This is a genomic window from Pseudomonas sp. ES1, from assembly GCF_050586605.1.
Taxonomy (GTDB): domain Bacteria; phylum Pseudomonadota; class Gammaproteobacteria; order Pseudomonadales; family Pseudomonadaceae; genus Aquipseudomonas; species Aquipseudomonas sichuanensis.
On the sequence record NZ_JBOBDM010000054.1, the window covers coordinates 1 to 16,532 of the forward strand.

Genomic DNA, 16,532 nt, shown 5'->3' on the forward strand with positions numbered 1-16,532 from the left:
GCCGGCGAGGCCTTCACCCCCTGACTTGCGCAGCGGATCTTCCAAAAAGTGCCGGTCGGCTCCCACAGGTTCACCGCTAGCCCGCAAGCAGCGGTGTTCCTGTGGGAGCGGCTTTAGCCGCGAAAAGGCCGGCGAAGCCTTCACCCCCTGACTTGCGCAGCGGATCTTCCCAAAAGTGCCGGTCGGCCCCACAGGTTCACCGCTAGCCCGCAAGCAGCGGTGTTCCTGTGGGAGCGGCTTTAGCCGCGAAGAGGCCGGCGAGGCCTTCACCCCCTTATTTGCGCAGCGGGTCTTCCCAAAAGTGCCGGTCGGCCTCCTGCTGGATATCCGCCCGCGACAGCCCCAGGTCGTGCAGCGTCGCATCGCTCAGACGCGCCAGTTCGTCGCGCTGGCGGTGCAACTCGTACCAGCGCAGGAACAGCCCGCCGGCACCGTGCAGCAGATGGTTCAGGGCCGATACCGGCTGGTGAGCAACATTGAAATGACCTTTCATCTTGACGCCCTCCGTGTGGATGGCCTCAGTCTCTGCCCAGGCCTAAGATCAATCCAACGAATGTTTCTGATGCCATGCATCTCGGAGATTGATGCAATGTCCCAGTATCAGAGTCTCGATGCCGACGTGCTGCGTACCTTCGTCGCCATTGCCGAGCAAGGCGGCTTCACCCGCGCAGGTGAAGTGGTCAACCACACCCAGTCGGCGGTCAGCATGCAGATGAAGCGCCTGGAGGAAGACATCCTGCAGCGCCAGCTGTTCGAACGCGATGGCCGCCAGGTGCGCCTGACCGCCGAGGGTGAGGTGCTGCTGGGTTACGCCCGGCGCATCCTCAAGCTGCATGGCGAAGTGTTCAATACATTGCGCATGCCGCACATGGTCGGGGTGGTGCGCATCGGCACCCCGGACGACTATGCCATGCGCTACCTGCCCGGCATCCTTACCCGCTTCGCCCAGGCCTACCCGCTGATCCATGTCGAGGTGCACTGCGACTCGTCGAAACAGCTGATGCTGCGCCAGGACCTGGACCTGACCATCGTCACCCGTGAACCCGGCAATGAAATCGGCCAGCTGCTGCGCCAGGAACGGCTGGTGTGGGCGGCGGCCCGAGGCTACTGCCCGCAGGAACAGCGGCCGATGCCGCTGGCGCTGTTCAACACCGACTGTTTCTGCCGCGCCTGGACCTGCAATGCCCTGGAGCAACAGGGCATCGAATACCGCATCGCCTACACCAGCCCCAGCCTGGCGGCGATCTTCGCCATCGTCAGCGCCGGGCTGGCGGTGACCGCGCAACTGCACAGCCTGGTCGGCGGCGAGCTGCGCATCCTTGGCGAGGACGATGGCCTGCCGCAGCTGCACATGGCCAATGTGATGCTGCTGCGCAACGCGCAACAGCAGTCGCCGATCACCGATTGCATGGCCGAGTTCATCGTCGAAGGGTTCAAGTAGCACGTAGAAACCATCGCGGGGCAAGCCCGCCCCCACCCTGTGGGAGCGGGCTTGCCCCGCGATCAGACTAGAGCTCAAACCCGAGCATCACCGCACACACCACCAGGAACACACAGAACAACGCGCGCAGCACCTTCTCCGGCAACGCATGGGCCAGTTTCACCCCCCAACTGATGCTGAGCAGACCGCCCACCGCCAACGGGATACCGACGCTCCAGTCGACGCTCTGATGCACCCCATAGGTCAGCAAGGTCACCGTGGTACTCGGCGCCGCCAGCGCCAGCGACAAGCCCTGGGCCACCACCTGGGTGGTGCCGAACACGCTGGTCAATATCGGCGTGGCCACCACGGCCCCACCCACACCGAACAACCCGCCCATGGTCCCGGCGAAGCTGCCCAGCACACCCAGCCAAGGCCAGGGGTAACGCAATTCACTGCTCGGCGGCCTCACCCGCAGGAACATCCGCGCCACGTTCCACACCGCCAGCGCCACCAGGAAGCCGACGAAGCCCAGGCGCATCGACTGGGCATCGATGCCCACCGCCCAGATCGAGCCCAGCCAGGCGAAGAGGAAGCTGCACAGCGACAAAGGCACGGCATGGCGCAGCTCGATGCGGTTGCGCTGGTGGTAGCGCCACAGCGCCAGCAGCACGTTCGGCACCACCATCACCAGCGCGGTGCCCTGGGCCAGTTGCTGGTCAAGGCCGAACAGCACGCCCAGCGCAGGGATGGCGATCAGCCCGCCACCGATGCCGAACAACCCACCCATGGTGCCTAGCGCGGCGCCCAACACGATATACATCAACCACTCGATCATCAGCGCCTCATCCGCCTGCTCCTGAACAATGGCTGCATGCTACCCAGTCGCGGCTGGCGGGGAAACGCACAGCAGCGCACAATGGCTGTGCGCCTTACGCATAAGCAGACCCGCCATGAGCCCCGATATCCTCACCGAACAACTGAGCCTGTTCCTCGATGTACTGGAAACCGGCAGTTTTTCTGCCGCCGCCCGCCGCCACCCACTGACCCCCTCGGCCGTGGCGCGGCGCATCGATAACCTGGAAAGCGCCGTCGGCAGCCGCCTGTTCGCCCGCAGCACCCACGCCGTGCGCCCCACGCCCGCCGGTAACGCCTTCGCCGAACGGGCCCGGCGCATCATCGAAGAGTTGCGCCTGGCACGGGCCGAGGCGGTATCGCTGAGCAACGCCCCCGAGGGCTTGATTCGCATCGATGCCCCGGCGGCCTTCGGTCGCCGCCACCTGGCACCGGCCATTGCCGACTTCCTGGTGGCCTACCCCGGGCTGGACGTGCAGTTGCGCCTGATCGACAGCTTCGTCGACCTGCACGGCAGCCACCTGGGCGAAGTCGACCTGGTACTGCGCGCCGGCCCCCTGGCCGACACCCGCCTGGTGGCCACGCCCCTGGCCTACATGGTGCGTATCGCCTGCGCAAGCCCCGGCTACCTGGCCAGCCGTGGCATGCCCGCCTGCCCCAGCGAGCTGCCCGGGCATGACGGCCTCGACTGGGACGGCCTGGCGCCGCCGTTCGCCTGGCGCTTCACGGTCGATGGCCAGGCGCGCCTGTACCGGCCCACGCGCATGCGCATGACCGCCAACAATGCCGAAACCTTGCTGTTCGGCGCACTGGCCGGCCTGGGCATCGCCCACCTGCCCACCTGGCTGATCAGCGACTACCTGCTGCGCGGCGAACTGCTGCCGCTGTTCTGCGACAACGGCCTGCCCGCGCCGGAGAGCAGTGGCATCTATGCGCTGCGCCTGGAACATGAAACGAACTCTCGCAGCCGCTTGCTGCTCGAATTCCTCAAGAGCCGCTTCAGCCCGGTGCCCCCCTGGGACCTGGCCTTGCGCAGCGAGCTGCGCTGGCAATGAGCGCGCCAACCTTCAGCGTGCTAGATTTTCCCCTACACCGATTTCAAGGACCTGCATGAACGCCAACACCCAAGCCCCCTGCGACGAGCTGCTGCTGGACAACCAGGTCTGCTTTGCCCTGCATTCGACGTCGCTGCTGATGACCAAGGTCTACAAGCCCCTGCTACAGGCGCTGGGGCTGACCTACCCGCAGTACCTGGCCATGCTGGTGCTGTGGGAGCAGGACGGCCTGACCGTGGGCGAGATCAGCCAGCACCTGCTCACCGACCCCGGCTCGCTCACCCCGCTGCTCAAGCGCCTGGAAAGCGAGGGGCTGCTCAAGCGTACCCGCAGCCGCGAAGACGAACGGGTGGTGCTGGTGCAACTGACCGACAAGGGCCGCGCCCTGCAACAGCAAGCCCGGGACGTGCCGCACTGCATCCTCAAGGCCAGCGGCCGCACGGTCGAACAACTGGCCAAGCTGCAGGCAGAACTGATCGAACTGCGCGCGAACCTGCAAAAAAACCTCTGACGGCTATGCTGGGTGATGGCCGTTCGGACGAGTGGCCAAACATTTAACTTGCGCGCAAACTAATTGCGCGCTAAGTTTTATCCCGTACCCACCCAGCGCCCCTTCCATCAACGGGCGCACAGCATATGAACGAGGCTCAAGATGCAAAAGGTCACTCCGCTGTACATCGCAGAAGCCACTTCCACTGGCGGCCGCGACGGTAAATCCCGCTCCAGCGACGGCAAGCTGGAAGTCAAGCTGAGCACCCCTAAAGAGCTGGGCGGCGCTGGCGGTGACGGCACCAACCCCGAGCAGATGTTTGCCGCCGGCTACTCGGCCTGCTTCATCGGCGCCCTGAAGTTCGTCGCCGGCCAGGAGAAAAAGGCCCTGCCGGCCGATGCCTCGATCACCGCCAAGGTGGGTATCGGGCAGATTCCCGGTGGCTTCGGCCTGGACATCGACCTGCACATCAACCTGCCGGGCCTGGCCCAGGCCGATGCCGAAGGGCTGGTGGAGAAGGCGCACAAGGTCTGCCCTTACTCCAACGCTACCCGCGGCAATGTGGATGTGCGGTTGCATGTGACGGTCTGACACCCAGGCCGCTCCTGCAAGGGAACGCGCCATACCGCGATGTTTTTCAGGCACAAAAAAACCCGGCCGAGGCCGGGTTTTTCGTGCTCATCGCAAGAAGGATTACTTCTTGGAACGGCCCTTGAAGCTGTTGTCGCGAGTGTCGATGTCGATCCACTCGTCGATCTGGATGAAGTCGGCAACAGAGATCTCGGTGCCGTTCTTCAGCTTGGCAGGCTTCATGACCTTGCCCGAGGTGTCGCCACGTGCGGCGTTCTCGGTGTAGACAACCTGACGGCTGATGGTGGTCGGCAGTTCTACCGATACCAGGCGGCCTTCGAAGAACACGGCTTCGCAGATGTCTTCCATGCCTTCTTCGATGTACGGCAGAACGGCGTCGATGTCTTCGGCGTTCAGTTCGTACATGGTGTAGTCGGAAGTGTCCATGAAGGTGTACGAGTCACCGCTGATGAACGACAGGGTCGCTTCTTTGCGATCCAGGATCACGTCGTCCAGCTTGTCGTCCGCACCGTATACGGTTTCGGTCTTGTAGCCGGTCAGCAGGTTCTTCAGCTTGGTCTTCATGATCGCGCTGTTACGGCCCGACTTGGTGAACTCAGCTTTCTGAACCAGCCACGGGTCGTTATCGATCCGCAGTACGGTACCGGGTTTCAGCTCTTTACCAGTTTTCATTACGAAGTATCCGAATCTGGATGGATTTATAAAAATCGAGGCCGCGTATCATAGCGAATTTCGGTAAAACTGTACCAGCCTCGTGGCGAGGTCCGGCTGAGCGGCCTGCTCGGCGCGCCACTGGCGGGCATGCATGCACAGTTCTGCCCAGTGCGGCTGCAGACTTTGCCAGGCCTGCCCCATCGGCTGATCCATGTTCCAGGCGCGCCACATCGCGGTCAGCGCCAGGCCAGCGGCGTCCGACAGCCCGCGACGGTAAATGGCCAGGAAGGCTTCGAGTTTTTCCCAGTGGGCGTTCTCTTCCTGGATATAGATGTGCCACAGCATCGGCGCGCCGGCCCATTGCGCGCGCACGAACGAATCCTCGCCGCGCACGGCGTTGAAGTCGCAGCTCCACAGCAGCCTGTCGTAATCGTCCTGGCTGACGAACGGCAGCACCTGCACGGTCAAGGCGCCGCGCCGATGCAAGGCCCCCACGGGCAGCTCGGGCTCGCCCAGCCAGCGGCCCAGGTCACCCAGGATGCGCCCTTGCGGCACCAGCAGGTGAACCGGCTGCGCATCGGCCGCCAGCGCATCGAGCCAGTTGCACAACTGCGGGTTCTCGTAGGCGAACAGCGAAATCAGCCGCGCGCCGTCCGCGGGCACAACGCCTAACTCGGCGAGGAAGCTTGCGCGCTCGAACGCCTCGCGGCGCGGCAACAATGTGCGTTCGCGCAGCAGGCCACCGGTTTTTTCAGTGAAGCCCGGGAAGAAGAAGATCTTGCGCAGCCCGTTGGCCTGCGGCGAGGGCAGCCCATGGCAACCCTCGACCCAGTCCTCGGCACTGAGGTAGTCCAGGTTCAGCCACAAGGGCGGCTTGGGCTGCCGGGCCATGGCCTCGACGAACGCCGGCGGCAATTGGCAGGCAAAGGCCCCGATCACCACCTGTGCAGGCGCTGCGCCCTGCCATTCGACGGCCCAGCGGCGCACCTCGACGCCCTCCTGCCATTGCTGGTCGGCATTGCAGTCCAGCGCCGGGCACAGGCGGGCGAAGGACTGCAGGTCATCCACCCACAGGCGCACGCCCAGCCCATGCTCGGCCACCAACTGGCGGGCTAGGCGCCAGGTCACGCCGATGTCGCCATAGTTGTCGACAACCGTGCAGAAGATGTCCCAGGTGGTTTTCATCGCCACGTCCCGTTACCTGCAAAAAAGACCGCGGATTCTGCGCACAAATGCTCGCCGACAAAAGCGCCGCGCTAAAAAAACCTGCCACGCCATGCGACAATGCCGCCATCGATCCGCCCTGCCAGGAGGCCGCCATGCCCCGCTCCCGCGAACTGAAGATCACCCTCAAACCTGTGCAACTGATCCTGTGCGTCGCCTTCGGCCTGTGGCTGGGGGCCGTCGCCATCGCCCTGAGCCTGTGGCTGGCGCTACGCCTGTGGCCGGAACAGGTGCAGCCGGTGGCCCAGGCGGTCGCCCCGGCCATCGTCCAGCCGGCGCCCGCCACCGCGCCCGCGCAACCGGAGGATGCCCAGGCGCAGATGTTCGAACGCTACAAGGACATCCTGCACCAGCAGCAATTGCAACAGGCGGCCGAAACCGCCCAGGGCAGCCCGCGCAACCTGAACAACCCCAAGTGCCAGTTCTGGCTGCAGCAGAACCGCACCGCGCCGACCGACAAGAGCCAGGCCAACGTGCTGGAGTTCTGCTACTGAGATGAACAAGACCAGCCTGCTGCAGCGCATCATCGCCACCCTCGAGCACGACATGGAAGTGCTGCGCCAGGCGGCCCAGACTGCCTACGAAACGGCCACCGCCGAAGAGAACATCGCCGAGAACAAGTACGACACCCTGGGGCTGGAGGCGTCCTATCTGGCCACTGGCCAGGCCCGGCGCACCGCCGAGATCCGCCAGGCGCTGCTGACCTATCAACAACTGGTGCTGCGCGACTATGACCCGGCGCGGGGCATCCAGATCGGCTGCCTGGTAACGCTGGAAGATGAAGACGGCCGCCAGCGCCTGCTGTTCCTCGGGCCAGAAGGGGCCGGGCTGAAGATTGGCGAAGGTGATGCACTGGTGACGGTGATCACTCCGCGTGCGCCGCTGGGGCAGCAGCTGCTGGGCAAGAAGCTGGATGACGAGGTGAGCCTGGTGGTGAATGGGGTGATGCAGGTGCAGTACATCGTCGCTGTCGTGTAATCAATGGTGCAAGCCTGCCTCCACACGCTCTTGCAAGCTGCGCCGAACCTGTGGGAGCCGGCTTGCCGGTGATCACCGGCGAAGCCGGTGCCCGAGACTGCGGCGCCTGCATCGCCGGCAAGCCGGCTCCCACAAAGTGCCGCGATGGTCATTGCAACGCGTTGAACCGCCCCGCCAAGCCCTGTTCGGCAAACTGCTCCACCACAAAATCGATGAACGCCCGGGTCTTGCCTGGCAACAGCTTGTGTTCGGCGTAATACAGGCTGATGTTGCCATCGTCCACGTACCAGTCCGGCAGCACGCGCTGCAGCTTGCCCTCGGTCAGGTACGGCAAGGCAAACGGCAAACTCACCAGGGCAATCCCCAGCCCCTGCCCGGCCACGGCGCAGGCGGCATCTGAGTCGCTCATGGTCATGCTCTGCGGCAATTGCAGCGGGCACTGCTCCTGCCAGCGGCTGGTCAGCGGCCAGGCACGCACGCGGCCGGTCTGCGGCGAACGGATCAGGATGCCTTCATGCTGTGCCAACGCACTGGGATGCTCGATCGGCGGGTGCCGCAGCAGGTACGCCGGCGCCGCCACCAGCACCCGGTGCGCAGGGGTCAGTTTGCGCGCCACCACCCCCAGCGGCAGCTCGAAACCACCGCCGATGGCGGCATCGAAGCCCTGCCCGATCAGGTCGACCTGGCGGTTGTCGAAATGCCAGTCCGGGGTGATCGCCGGGTAACGCCGCAAGAACTCCCCCAGCAACGGCAGCACATACAGCCGCCCGAACACCGTGCCCATGCTCACCCGCAGCACACCCGCCGGCTGGCCCTCGGCACTGGCCAGGTTGGCCATGGCGTACTGGATGGTGCGCAAGCTGTCGCTGACTTCCCCCAGAAATCGTTGCCCCGCCTCGGTCAGGGTCAGCTTGCGGGTACTACGCTGGAACAACCGCACGCCCAGGCGCGCTTCCAGTTGGGCGACGTTCTTGCCGACCGCCGCCGGGGTCAGCGACAGGCGCCGGGCGGCTTCGGCAAAGCTGCCCACTTCAGCGCTGCGAACAAAGCATTCAAGGTGACTGAACGATTCCATGGCTTGGATTCTCAACCAACGGTTTACTCAGATGATCGTGATTACCATCTTATCAGTGGGTAATCATCGGTCGATACTGCGCCCATCCAAGGCAACCTGCCTTGCTTGAATACTGGAGATCAGCATGTCCCAAGCACTTCCCCTGAGCGGCAAAGTGGCCCTGGTCCAGGGCGGTTCCCGTGGTATCGGTGCGGCCATCGTCCGCCGCCTGGCCCGCGACGGCGCCAAGGTAGCCTTCACCTATGTCAGCTCCGCCGCCACCGCCGAAGCCCTGGCCGGCGAGATCAATAACGCCGGCGGCCAGGCCCTGGCCCTGCGCGCCGACAGCGCCGAGGCCGCAGCCGTGCAGCAGGCCGTGGCCGACACGGTCAAGGCCTTCGGTGGGCTCGATATCCTGGTCAACAATGCCGGCGTGCTGGCGGTGGCGCCGGTGGCCGAGTTCGACCTGGCCGATTTCGACCGCATCCTGGCGGTCAATGTGCGCAGCGTGTTCGTCGCCACCCAGGCCGCCGCGAAACACATGGGCCAGGGTGGGCGGGTCATCAACATCGGCAGCACCAATGCCGAGCGCATGCCGTTTGCCGGCGGCGCGCCGTATGCCATGAGCAAGTCGGCGCTGGTCGGCCTGACCAAAGGCCTGGCCCGTGACCTGGGGCCGCAGGGCATCACCGTGAACAACGTGCAGCCAGGGCCGGTGGACACCGACATGAACCCGGCCAGCGGCGAGTTCGCCGACAGCCTGATCCCGCTGATGGCCATCGGGCGGTACGGGCATGTGGAGGAGATCGCCAGCTTCGTGGCCTATCTGGCCGGGCCGGAGGCGGGCTATATCACCGGCGCCAGCTTGACCGCCGATGGTGGGTTCGCGGCCTGAGACAAGTGTCTCCTGGCAGGCCTAATCGCTGGCAAGCCAGCTCCCACAGGAATCAGGCAATACATTGTGGGAGCCGGCTTGCCGGCGATGAGGCCAGCACAAGCAGCCACAGACTCAACCATCTGTACCCAGGCTCTGTTCCATCACTTCCAGAAACGCCCGCGCCGCCGGGGTTGGGCTAGGCGACCACACTGCATACAAATGCCGTACCGGCGCATCCAGCAACGGCACCACCGCCACCCCGGCAAAACCCCGGGCGATCCGCTCCGGCACCAGCCCCACGGCCATGCCGCGCTGGACAAACTTTTCCACCAGGCGAATATGGCCGATCTCGAACTGCACCCGATGCACCAACCCCGCTGCCTGGAAGGCTTCGTCGGTCTGCCGGCGCGCGCCAGTGCCTTCGGGGAAGTCCACCAGCACCTCGGCGGCCAGGTCCGCCAGGGCCAGCTGCGCCCGGCCCGCCAGGGCATGGGTGGGCGGCAGCACCGCCACCAGTTCCTCTCGCGCCAGCAGGCGATGCTGCACGCCCTGCAGCACTTCGCCCTGCCACAAACCAACAAACCCCACGTCCAGGCGCCGCTCGCACACGTCGGCCATCAGCAGCTCGCTCTTGGCGGTCAGCCAGCGCACGTCGACGTCCGGGTGGCGGCGATGGAACACCGCCAGCAGGTCGACCAGGTCGAGCGCGGTGAGCGAACTGATTTCGCCGATCGACAGGCGCCCGCGCACCTGGCCACAGGCGGCGGCCACGTCATCGGCAATGCGCCTGGTGGCCTCCAGCGCCGGCCGGGCACTGAGCACGAAGGCTTCGCCGGCATGGGTCAGGCGTACCCGCCGCGAGCTGCGCTCGAACAGGCTAACCCCCAGCTGCGCCTCCAGCCGCGCCACCTGGTGGCTGAGCGCCGACTGCACCACATGGCAGCGCTCGGCAGCGCGGGTGAAACTGCCGGTATCGGCCACCGCCAGGGCGTATTCGAGCTGCTTGAGATTCATCGATCTATCTGCTTTTTAGATGGACAAGCTGAAAACTATACATTGGCGTCATGCCAGACACTTCCTGATACTGGTCGCCATTCCACCTTGCCTGCCACGAGACAACCATGAACGCCCCCACTCTCAGCCGCGCCCTGATCCTGCTGATGGCCACCGCCACCGGGCTGGCCGTGGCCAGCAACTACTACGCCCAACCGCTGTTGCACAGCATCGCCGAGCAGTTCGGCCTGAGCACCCCCGGCGCCGGCACCATCGTCATCGCCGCGCAGCTCAGCTACGGCGCCGGCCTGTTGTTGCTGGCACCGCTGGGTGACCTGTTCGAACAGCGCCGGCTGATCGTGACCATGGTGCTGATCGCCACCGCCGGCCTGGTCATCAGCGCCTGCGCCCCCAGCCTGCCCTGGCTGATCCTCGGCACCGCGCTGACCGGGCTGTTCTCGGTGGTGGCGCAGATCCTCGTGCCGATGGCCGCCGCCCTCAGCGCCCCGGACCAGCGTGGCCGCGCCGTGGGCACGCTGATGAGCGGCCTGCTGCTGGGCATTCTGCTGGCGCGCACCGCCGCCGGCTTCATGGCCGAACTGGGCGGCTGGCGCAGCATTTATGTACTGGCCGCAGTGCTGATGGCGATCACCGCCCTCGCCCTCTACCGCAGCCTGCCCCGGCACCACAGCCATGCGGGGCTCAAGTACCCGGCGCTGATCGGTTCGGTGTTCCGCCTGTTCATCGAAGAGCCGGTACTGCGCCTGCGCTCGCTGCTGGGCTTGCTGGCGTTCAGCCTGTTCGCGCTGTTCTGGACGCCGCTGGCGTTCCTGCTGAGCAGCCCGCCGTACCACTATTCCGACGCAGTAATCGGCCTGTTCGGCCTGGCCGGTGCAGCCGGGGCGCTGGCAGCCAACTGGGCCGGGCGCCTGGCCGACCGCGGCAAGGGTTCGCTGGGCACCACGGTGGGGCTGGTGGCGCTGCTGCTGTCGTGGCTGCCGCTGGCCTTTGCGCAAAGCTCGCTGGCGGCGCTGCTGCTGGGCGTGCTGCTGTTGGATCTGGCAGTGCAGCTGGTACACGTGAGCAACCAGAATGCGGTGATCGTGCTGCGCCCTGAAGCGCGTACACGGCTCAATGCCGGCTACATCACTTGCTATTTCATCGGCGGCGCGCTGGGCTCGTTGCTGGGGACGCAGTTGTTCCAGCGGCATGGCTGGAACGGGATCGTCGTCGCCGGGGTGGTGATCGGTGCAGTGGCGCTGGCGGTGTGGGGGTTGGCGGAGCGCAAACGGGTGAAGTTGCAGCCTGAGGTGGCCTGACCTTCAAGGCCGCCAATGGCTTTCATCGCCGACTGACACGGGCACCGCAGTGTCTCTTTCGCGGGTAAACCCGCTCCCACAGGGTCACGCGATCCCTGTGGGAGCGGGTTCACCCGCGAACACGGGCATAGCCCGTGCCAGGCAATGAGGTGTCATCTTCGCGGGTAAATCGCAGCGGCGAACCGCCGCCCCCGCAAGGGTCACGACTTGCTGGCGATGAATGCCTCATCCACCCGCGCCAGTTGCGTCTCGCTCAATACCCCCGCCTGGTAGTGCAGCTTGACCCAGGCCAGCAGGTAGTCATACCGCGCCTGGGCCAGGTCGCGGCGGGTGGTGGCCAGCTGTTGCTCGGCATTGAGCACATCCAGGTTGACCCGCTCGCCGCCCTGCACGCTCTTGCGCGTCGACACCACCAACGCCTCCGCCGCCACCTGCGCACGCTCGTAGGCACGCAGGCGGCTGGCCCCGGACTGGCAGGCGTTGTACTGCCTGCGCAACTCGATCAGGGCGCTGCGGGTAGTGCCGTCCATGGCGTACTCGGCCTGCTCCAGCTGCCGGCTGGCCTGGCGGGTCGAGGCCGAGACAGCGCCACCGGCGAAGATCGGCACGCTGACCTCGATGCCGACGGTGTTGGTGTCGTAACGCTGGTTGTAGGTGTTGCCGCTGTCCGACTCCTGGCGCCGCGAGGTGGCGTACGCAGTGACCCTGGGCAGGTGCCCGGCGCGGTTGCGTTCCACTTCCTGACGCGCCACTTCCACCGCCTGACGCGACGATGCCAGTTGTGGATTGTTGGCCACGGCCCGCTCCTGCCAGGCGTCATAGCCGCTGGGCTCGACCGGCGGCAGGACGAAGCCGGCCGAAAGCGGCGCCAGATCCTCGACCCGCACCGCAGGCTCGCCGATCAACGCGCCCAGCTCGCGCAGCGCGGCATCCTGCTCGTTGCGCGCCTGGATCTCCTCGGCATCGGCCAACTCGAACCGGGCCTGGGCTTCGAGGATGTCGGTGCGGGTGCCTTCGCCGGCCTCGAACAGCCGTTGGTTCTGCTGGAACTGCTGGCGGTAGGCCTGTTTGCTGGCCACGCTGATGGCGATCTGGTCCTGGGCAAACAGTGCCTTGGTGTAGCTGGTCATCACCCGCACCAGCAGTTGCTGGCTCTGATCGCGGAAGTTTTCGTCGGCGAACAGCGCCTGGGCCACGCCCTTGCGGTAGCTCGAATAGGCTTGGTAATCGAACAAGGGCTGCTGCAGGGTGAAGCTCGAGCCCATGCTGTCGTAGGTGCGGTCCTCGGTCTGGCGCCGCGAATCGCCAAGGTAGGACACCTCGGAATCGTTGCGCCCGCGGTTGTAGTTGTACGACAGGCTCGGCAGCAGCCCGGCGCGGCCGATGTCACGGTAGGCCTGGCCGGCTTCGTGTTCCTTGAAGGCGGCCAGGTAGGTCGGGTCGCGGCGCAGCGCCTGCTCGTAAACCTGGAACGGCCCCATGGCCGCCTGCGCGGCCGTCGGCAGCCAGGCGCAGGCCGCCAGCAGCCCGATCAATTGCAGCTTGTTCACACGCAGTCCTTATTGTTCGGTCAAGGCGCTGCCTGCACGGTCGAGCAGGGGCTTGAACAGGTAGTTGAGCAGTGAGCGTTCGCCGGTACGTACGAACAGTTCGGCGGGCATGCCTGGGCGGATCGACAGCCCTTGCAGGCGTGCCAGCGCCGCGTCGCTGACGCTGCTGCGCAGTACGTAATACGGCTGGCCGGTGCGTTCGTCGATCAGCTGGTCGGCCGACACCAGCGCCACTTCGCCGGTCACCCTGGGCGTGCGGTTCTGGTTGAACGCGGTGAACAGGATGTCCACCGGCAGCTGTGGCGCCACCTTGTCCACCAGGTTGACCGGCAGGCGCCCTTCCACCTCCAGCGCGGTGCCCTGGGGGACGATTTCCAGCAAAGTGTCACCGGTACGCACCACCGCGCCCTCGGTGTGCACGCCCAGGTTTACCGCGATGCCGTCGGCCGGGGCGAGGATCTCGCTGTGCTGCAGGTCGAAACGCGCGGAATTGAGCTGCTGCTCCAGCGTCGCCGCTTTCACCTGGGCCTCGGCCAGCTGGCTGCGCACTTCTTTCTGGTACTCCTCGCGGCGCTGCTGCAGGTTGAACCGCGCCTCGACGATCACCTGTTCAAGCCGTGCGCTTTCGCCAGCGTTCTGCGCCAGATCACGCTGCACCTGCGACAGCTGGCGCTGGTACTCCAGCACCCGGTTGCGCGGGATGTAACCCTCGCCGGCCAGCGGGCGCAGGCTGTCCAGCTGCTCGCGCAACGAATCGGCCTGGGCCTGCAGGTCGCCGCGTGCACGGCGCATGCCGGCCAGCTGGGCCTGGGAGCCATCGATGCTGGCGGCCAGGGCGCCCTGCTCGCGGGCCAGGGCCTGGCGCCGGCTGTCGAACAACTGGCGCTGGCCTTCGAGGATCAGTTCCAGCCTGGGGTCGGCATCGGCGCTGAGCTCGGCGGGAAACTGCAACTGGCCAAGGTTGTCGCGCTCGCTCTGCCAGCGCGCCAGGCTGGCGCGGCTCATGCGGTACTGGGCCTGCAGCGCGTCGACATCGGCCTGCACCTGGGTGCGATCAAGGCGAAACAGCGGCTCGCCCTGGCGCACCTGCTGGCCTTCGCTGACCAGGATCCGGCTGACCACGCCGGCAGCCATGGACTGCACCGCCTTGCGCTTGCCCGACACCACCACCGTGCCTTGCACCGGCACGCCCTGATCGAGCGGCGCCAGACTTGCCCAGGCCATGAACCCGCCAAAGCCGACCAGGGTCAGCAGCCAACCCAGGCGCACATGGAAACGCGCATCGCGTTCATGCCGGCTCATGCGCCACCTCCGGCCTGCAATGGGCGTTGCGCCTGGCCCTGGCCAAGGGCGTGGAGAATGTCGCGGGCCGGGCCGAAGCCCTGCATGCGCCCTTCGTTGAGCACCAGCAGTTTGTCGGCCTGGGCCAGTGCTGCGCTGCGGTGCGTCACCAGCACCACGGTGCGGCCCTGGGCCTTGAGCTGCATCAAGGCGCTGGCCAGGGCGGCTTCGCCGGGGCTGTCGAGGTTGGAGTTGGGCTCGTCGAGCACGATCAGGCAGGGGTTGCCGTACAGCGCGCGGGCCAGGGCAATGCGCTGCCTCTGCCCGCCGGACAGGTCGGCGCCCGCCTCGCCCAGGCGGGTGTCGTAGCCCTGGGGCAGGCGCAGGATCAGCTCATGCACCCCGGCCAGGCGCGCGGCTTCGACCACTTTCTGGCCATCCAGCTCGCCGAAGCGGGCGATGTTCTCGGCAATGCTGCCGCGCAGCAGTTCGATGTTCTGCGGCAGGTAGCCAATGTGCGGGCCAAGGGCTTCACGGTCCCATTGCTTGAGCTCGGCGCCATCCAGGCGCACATGCCCGGCCAGGCTCGGCCACACGCCGACCAGCACCTTGGCCAGGGTCGACTTGCCCGAGCCCGAGGCCCCCAGCACGCCCAGCAGTTCACCCGGCGCCAGGCTGAAGCTCACCTGCGCCAGCGTGGCCAGGTTGCGCCCGGGCGGGCCGGCGCTGAGCTGCTCCACCGCCAGGGCACCGCTGGGTGCCGGCAACGGCATGGGCGCCGGCGGCTCGGGATGATCGTGCAACAAGCTGCCCAGACGCTGGTAGGCCAGCTGGGCGCCGCTCCACTGCTTCCACACCGCGATCAACTGATCGATCGGGCTGAGCACCCGGCCCATCAGGATGGAACCGGCGATCATCATGCCGGGTGTCATCTGGCCCTCGATCACCAGCAGTGCGCCCAAGCCCAGTACCAGCGATTGCAGACACAGGCGCAGGCCCTTGCTGCTGGCGGTGATCACCGCCGAGGTGTCGCTGGCGCGGTTCTGCAGGTCGAGGAAGCGCCCGTGCAGGGCGAACCAGCGCTGGCGCAGGGCGCCGAGCATGCCCATGGCCTGGATGCTTTCGGCGCTCTGCAGCTGGCTTGCGGCGAGCATGGTCGATTGCTGCTGGACGTTGCTGGCCTCAGCCAGAGTGGCATGGGTCAAGCGCTCGTTGAGCACGGCCAGGCCGACCAACAACAGTGCGCCGACCGTGGCCATCACCCCGAGCCATACATTGAACAGGTAGATCACCGCCAGGTAGAGGGGGAACCAGGGGGCATCGAAGAAGGCGAACAACGCAGGCCCGGTGACGAACTGGCGCAGTTGGGTGAGGTCGTTCAACGCTTGCCCGGCAGCGCCGTCACGCTGGCGCAAGTTACGCTCGAAGGCCGCGCGATACACACTCAGGTTGAAACTTTTCTCCAACTGGTTACCCACGCGGATAACAATGAAACTGCGCACCGCCTCGAGTGCACCGATATATATGAAGAAGCCGACGACCATCAAGGTCAGCATCCACAACGTTGTGGTGTTCTGCGAACTCAGTACACGGTCGTACACTTGCAACATATAAATGGAAGGTACCAGCATCAATACATTGATCAATGCGGTAAAACAGCCAACGCTGATCAAGGTCGACTTGTAGTTGCCGAGCGCCGCCCATAAGGGTGCCCCGGGCTTTTGGCTCGGTTGTTTCATGTTTCGCCCTTATTGGCCCGGCACTGCAAAGTGCCGGGCGGGGGTTATGGGTGCTGGCGTTCGAGTATCAGCGGCGTGCCGTCTGGAGCAGTCCAGCCATAGCGCAGGGCGCCCTCGCGGCTGAAGTGCACCACGCTGCTGCCGTCCCCGCCCACCAGAGCCAGGGTGTCCGGGGTTACCAGCCAACTGCCGGGGCGCAGGCCGATCAGCTGCGCAACACAATCCAGATCGCCGCCCAGCGCGCCTTCGTTGGCGTCAAGGCGCAATTCACAGGCCTGCGCTTGCTGGCTTTCAGGGTAAAGCTGCCAACGCCCGGCCAGTTGCGCGGGGTTGGGGAGTAACAGGCTGCTGGCCATACTGACCTCGGTCATCACCATCAGGGAGATCGCCCACACGGCGATCATTGGTTTGCATAAAGGCATGCGTCAACCTCAGCTCAAAAAGGGGCGGCG

General features: G+C 65.8%; 18 protein-coding genes. 8 read left to right on the forward strand and 10 right to left on the reverse strand.

Features of this window, described 5'->3' with window-relative positions:
• Nucleotides 1-274 precede the first annotated feature (274 nt).
• Nucleotides 275-493, reverse strand: a complete 219-nt coding sequence (locus ACQ4N9_RS20575; RefSeq protein ID WP_258645564.1) for a DUF1127 domain-containing protein — start codon at nt 491-493, stop codon at nt 275-277.
• Between the two features lie 96 nt (nt 494-589).
• Here ACQ4N9_RS20575 and ACQ4N9_RS20580 point away from each other — a divergent pair, with 96 nt between their 5' ends.
• Nucleotides 590-1,441 (forward strand): LysR substrate-binding domain-containing protein, encoded by an 852-nt coding sequence (locus ACQ4N9_RS20580; RefSeq protein WP_390967740.1) that lies wholly within the window; start codon nt 590-592, stop codon nt 1,439-1,441.
• A gap of 67 nt (nt 1,442-1,508) precedes the next feature.
• On the opposite strand, the gene ACQ4N9_RS20585 is transcribed toward ACQ4N9_RS20580, so the two are convergent.
• On the reverse strand, nt 1,509-2,258 hold the full coding sequence (locus tag ACQ4N9_RS20585) for a sulfite exporter TauE/SafE family protein (protein ID WP_125857865.1): 750 nt from the start codon (nt 2,256-2,258) through the stop codon (nt 1,509-1,511).
• 115 nt (nt 2,259-2,373) lie between these two features.
• Between ACQ4N9_RS20585 and ACQ4N9_RS20590 the strand changes: the two genes are divergently transcribed.
• The 3 genes from ACQ4N9_RS20590 (at nt 2,374) to ACQ4N9_RS20600 (ending at nt 4,411) form a co-directional block, all read left to right on the forward strand.
• Nucleotides 2,374-3,330, forward strand: a complete 957-nt coding sequence (locus ACQ4N9_RS20590; RefSeq protein ID WP_390967739.1) for a LysR family transcriptional regulator — start codon at nt 2,374-2,376, stop codon at nt 3,328-3,330.
• Nucleotides 3,331-3,385: 55 nt separating this feature from the next.
• Nucleotides 3,386-3,841 (forward strand): MarR family winged helix-turn-helix transcriptional regulator, encoded by a 456-nt coding sequence (locus ACQ4N9_RS20595; RefSeq protein WP_110996499.1) that lies wholly within the window; start codon nt 3,386-3,388, stop codon nt 3,839-3,841.
• A gap of 141 nt (nt 3,842-3,982) precedes the next feature.
• Complete coding sequence (locus ACQ4N9_RS20600; protein ID WP_023632623.1) at nt 3,983-4,411, forward strand: organic hydroperoxide resistance protein; 429 nt, start codon at nt 3,983-3,985, stop codon at nt 4,409-4,411.
• A 102-nt stretch (nt 4,412-4,513) separates the two neighbouring features.
• Here the strand turns inward: ACQ4N9_RS20600 and efp are convergent, their stop codons facing one another.
• Together efp and earP are read right to left on the reverse strand one after the other, a co-directional pair.
• Nucleotides 4,514-5,083, reverse strand: a complete 570-nt coding sequence (gene efp / locus ACQ4N9_RS20605; protein ID WP_125463185.1) for an elongation factor P — start codon at nt 5,081-5,083, stop codon at nt 4,514-4,516.
• 48 nt (nt 5,084-5,131) lie between these two features.
• On the reverse strand, nt 5,132-6,250 hold the full coding sequence (earP, locus tag ACQ4N9_RS20610; RefSeq protein WP_390967738.1) for an elongation factor P maturation arginine rhamnosyltransferase EarP: 1,119 nt from the start codon (nt 6,248-6,250) through the stop codon (nt 5,132-5,134).
• Nucleotides 6,251-6,384: 134 nt separating this feature from the next.
• On the opposite strand from earP, the gene ACQ4N9_RS20615 reads away from it, so the two are divergent.
• The gene (locus tag ACQ4N9_RS20615; protein WP_347149152.1) at nt 6,385-6,783 is read left to right on the forward strand and encodes a hypothetical protein; all 399 of its coding nucleotides are present in this window, start codon (nt 6,385-6,387) and stop codon (nt 6,781-6,783) included.
• Between the two features lies 1 nt (nt 6,784).
• Nucleotides 6,785-7,267 carry a GreA/GreB family elongation factor gene (locus ACQ4N9_RS20620; RefSeq protein ID WP_125857862.1) on the forward strand — a complete coding sequence of 161 codons (483 nt, stop codon included), beginning with the start codon at nt 6,785-6,787 and terminating at the stop codon, nt 7,265-7,267.
• A gap of 148 nt (nt 7,268-7,415) precedes the next feature.
• Here ACQ4N9_RS20620 and ACQ4N9_RS20625 read toward each other — a convergent pair whose 3' ends face one another.
• Complete coding sequence (locus ACQ4N9_RS20625; RefSeq protein WP_125463181.1) at nt 7,416-8,342, reverse strand: LysR family transcriptional regulator; 927 nt, start codon at nt 8,340-8,342, stop codon at nt 7,416-7,418.
• Between the two features lie 118 nt (nt 8,343-8,460).
• Between ACQ4N9_RS20625 and ACQ4N9_RS20630 the strand changes: the two genes are divergently transcribed.
• On the forward strand, nt 8,461-9,216 hold the full coding sequence (locus ACQ4N9_RS20630) for a 3-oxoacyl-ACP reductase family protein (protein WP_390967782.1): 756 nt from the start codon (nt 8,461-8,463) through the stop codon (nt 9,214-9,216).
• Nucleotides 9,217-9,330: 114 nt separating this feature from the next.
• On the opposite strand, the gene ACQ4N9_RS20635 is transcribed toward ACQ4N9_RS20630, so the two are convergent.
• A complete protein-coding gene (locus ACQ4N9_RS20635) occupies nt 9,331-10,212 on the reverse strand; it encodes a LysR family transcriptional regulator (protein ID WP_390967737.1) in 882 nt (293 codons plus the stop codon).
• A 107-nt stretch (nt 10,213-10,319) separates the two neighbouring features.
• Between ACQ4N9_RS20635 and ACQ4N9_RS20640 the strand changes: the two genes are divergently transcribed.
• Nucleotides 10,320-11,510, forward strand: coding sequence for an MFS transporter (locus ACQ4N9_RS20640; RefSeq protein WP_390967736.1), 1,191 nt, complete (start codon nt 10,320-10,322; stop codon nt 11,508-11,510).
• Between the two features lie 200 nt (nt 11,511-11,710).
• Here ACQ4N9_RS20640 and ACQ4N9_RS20645 read toward each other — a convergent pair whose 3' ends face one another.
• Genes ACQ4N9_RS20645 through ACQ4N9_RS20660 form a run of 4 tightly spaced genes read right to left on the reverse strand, consistent with a single transcriptional unit; the run spans nt 11,711 to nt 16,502 of the window.
• Nucleotides 11,711-13,060, reverse strand: a complete 1,350-nt coding sequence (locus ACQ4N9_RS20645; RefSeq protein ID WP_390967735.1) for a TolC family outer membrane protein — start codon at nt 13,058-13,060, stop codon at nt 11,711-11,713.
• A gap of 9 nt (nt 13,061-13,069) precedes the next feature.
• Nucleotides 13,070-14,362, reverse strand: coding sequence for an HlyD family type I secretion periplasmic adaptor subunit (locus tag ACQ4N9_RS20650; RefSeq protein ID WP_390967734.1), 1,293 nt, complete (start codon nt 14,360-14,362; stop codon nt 13,070-13,072).
• Nucleotides 14,359-16,080 carry a type I secretion system permease/ATPase gene (locus ACQ4N9_RS20655; RefSeq protein WP_390967733.1) on the reverse strand — a complete coding sequence of 574 codons (1,722 nt, stop codon included), beginning with the start codon at nt 16,078-16,080 and terminating at the stop codon, nt 14,359-14,361. The genes ACQ4N9_RS20650 and ACQ4N9_RS20655 overlap by 4 nt, the downstream gene beginning before the upstream one ends.
• A gap of 44 nt (nt 16,081-16,124) precedes the next feature.
• The gene (locus ACQ4N9_RS20660; protein WP_390967732.1) at nt 16,125-16,502 is read right to left on the reverse strand and encodes an AprI/Inh family metalloprotease inhibitor; all 378 of its coding nucleotides are present in this window, start codon (nt 16,500-16,502) and stop codon (nt 16,125-16,127) included.
• Nucleotides 16,503-16,532: the final 30 nt, after the last annotated feature.